Genomic DNA, 2,653 nt, shown 5'->3' on the forward strand with positions numbered 1-2,653 from the left:
CCGTCCCGTGTTTTTTGACTTTCCATTCACCTTCGCCATAAACCTTAAGGCCAGTTGCATCAATGGCTAGGTGTTGTATCGCTCCTCTCGCTTTAGTCTTAAATGAGACCTCAACTTGCTTGGCTCTACGACTGATGCAGGTGTAATGCGGACAACTTAACGGCACATGGGCTAACCTAAATATCGAGTCGATAAATCCTTGCAGCGCTCTCAGTGGCATAGAAAAAACTCGTTTCACCATGAGTGCTGTCGTAATAGCTAAATCACTGAACCGACGTGGCCTCCCGCGCTTATTCTGTTTGCTTTGCGCCCACCCACTTATTGCTTCTTCATCGATCCAGAAGGTCAGAGAACCACGGTTAATGAGCGATTGGTTGTATTGCTTCCAGTTGGTTGTTTTGTAACAAGGTTTAGGCATAAGGCTACGAGAGAGAGTGGTGGTAGCTGATCAGATCGTAGGTTCTTGATTTAGTTCCATTGAATTACGCAACAAAGCCCATAAATTGAGCCATAAATCACCTTTCCATTATGAATTTATATGTATAATGATAAACTTAATCATCAAGGTTATAAGTGATTAATTTAAGGTGCCAACAAAGTACCATCATATTAATTTTAAAACTAAAAAATATTTAGGAGTATTATGAAACGTTTGAATTTAATAGGAATTTTAGTAACATCAGTTTTAATATCTAGATCAGTTTTAGCTAGCGATACACTGCAAGAAGGTATAAACATTCCCGTTGGTGAATCAATACATATAATGAGTGATATGGTTGATAATTCAGACTTGGTTTATATAAATGCAAAGTATTGGTTAGAATCAGGAATTTATTCAAATGGCCTTGAAAATGCAATTGATTTAATTGTAAATAATGGTTATCGTTATCTGGTTGATTTTAGTGAAATAGAAGGAAATAAAGAAAAAATAAAGGCAAAACATGTCTTTAGAAAGGTATTTGGTATTTCATTGGAATCTGATTATATTGCAATAACTGAACATAACCATAACGTTATGTTTACAGAGATCAAGGATAGATATGACACAAATATCCCAATTTTGAGTAAACCTGCACCAAAAAGGCAAAAACGTTCAACATCAAACACCCCAGTAGTACACTCACCGGTACCGAGTATTTCTAGATATTATAATGCGACTAAACAAATTACTGATTCTGAATGTGATATCACTTGGAACACCCAATTAGGAGATAGATCGCGGCATCTTTGTAAAAATGCTAACATTTCGCTTGTTTATAAGATAAACATGCAACGCTCCCTTGCGTTCGGAACAATCGGCTCAGCAACGCCTGATGCTAAAATAGTAAGAGTTGGCATTGATGATTCAACCACTGGCGCAGGGATTAGTCTAAACCCTGAAATATATTCGATGTACTTAGCCTCAAGAGGCATTGTTTGGCCAAGTGGTGGGATTGAATCTGAATGGGTGTCATCCGCAATAGCACAAAACTATACGTTTGAAATGATGGCATCAAATAATAAAACAAGTATTTTAAGAACCATTCCAGCAACAAATTTAAATGTAAATTATGATAAGAAGGAAGTATCAACTTTTCAATTTGGTATTGGAGGTGATGTTGGTGCAGATAAAACATCACCCAAAATTAGTCTAAATGCCAACGCGTCATGGACAGAATCCAAGTGGTTATCATATAAAACATTTGATTATGCGGTAACGAAATCGTCAAAAAGCCCTCAACATGTATCTTTCAAATGGTCTAGAGAGCAATATAATTCACCACATGCGATACAAAAAGATGAATCGCCATATGGAGTAACAGTCAGAAAAAATTATTTTGGGAGGTTACACTTAATCAATCCAATAGGGTACGCAAACTTCACACCCAAAATGGAAGTAATCTATTATTCTGAACCTGAGACCACAGGGACAACAGACATTAGTATATCCTCATCGGTTGGAATTACTGGGTATCGTTATTATTCAGAAATCCCATCTTGGGAAGTCCTAAGATATTATTATCCTAATGAAAAAGACTTTAAAATTAAAAATGTAAAAAAAGATATTAAATTCACTGTTGATTGGGATAATCCTGTATTTATTGGCGGAAAGCCGGTTAATTTACAATTGGGTAAATTTAACAATAAATGTGTAAGTGTTAATAAAAACCTCAGTGTTAATTCTGATACTTGTAATATATCCGAACTAAAGCAGTCATTTATTTTCGATACACTTAATCGATATCAGAGTACAAGCCAACCAGGTATGTGCTTGGATGCTAGTAACATTAAAAAAGTCAGCCCTTGCAGTTTAAAGCGAACACAAAGATGGAAATGGATAGATGACAAAGATGAACTAGAGAATTCATTTACTGGAAGTAGCCTTGGTTATACTGTAAATGAAGGAGAAATTAAATTAATTCCGAAAGAGAAAAAAGCTGAGGATAATATCAACTCAGTTTCAATGTTCTCGTCATACACGGATATATTTAATATGTGACATTTTTTCCCTTGAGAGTAATAACTCAAGGTTATTAAACTTACGAGTACTAAAATACGGTTCTGTCGCAAATCTAGTTAGAGGTGTGACAGGCCAACCGGCTTTGTTGCGTAATTCAATGGAACTAAATCCAGAACCTACGATCTGATCAGCTACATTCACTCCCTCTCGTAG

At 36.0% G+C, this 2,653-nt stretch carries 3 protein-coding genes; 1 reads left to right on the forward strand and 2 read right to left on the reverse strand.

Features of this window, described 5'->3' with window-relative positions:
- The coding region (locus ACED45_RS23815) for an IS5 family transposase (protein WP_371715190.1) at nt 1-418 on the reverse strand (418 nt) is incomplete at its 3' end.
- Between the two features lie 225 nt (nt 419-643).
- Between ACED45_RS23815 and ACED45_RS23820 the strand changes: the two genes are divergently transcribed.
- Complete coding sequence (locus ACED45_RS23820; protein ID WP_371715191.1) at nt 644-2,479, forward strand: leukocidin family pore-forming toxin; 1,836 nt, start codon at nt 644-646, stop codon at nt 2,477-2,479.
- Here ACED45_RS23820 and ACED45_RS23825 read toward each other — a convergent pair.
- Nucleotides 2,453-2,653, reverse strand: a 201-nt coding sequence (locus tag ACED45_RS23825; protein WP_231904637.1) for a hypothetical protein, incomplete at its 5' end; no start/stop codon positions are given. The genes ACED45_RS23820 and ACED45_RS23825 overlap by 27 nt on opposite strands.

Source organism: Vibrio crassostreae, assembly GCF_041439375.1.
GTDB lineage: Bacteria > Pseudomonadota > Gammaproteobacteria > Enterobacterales > Vibrionaceae > Vibrio > Vibrio crassostreae_D.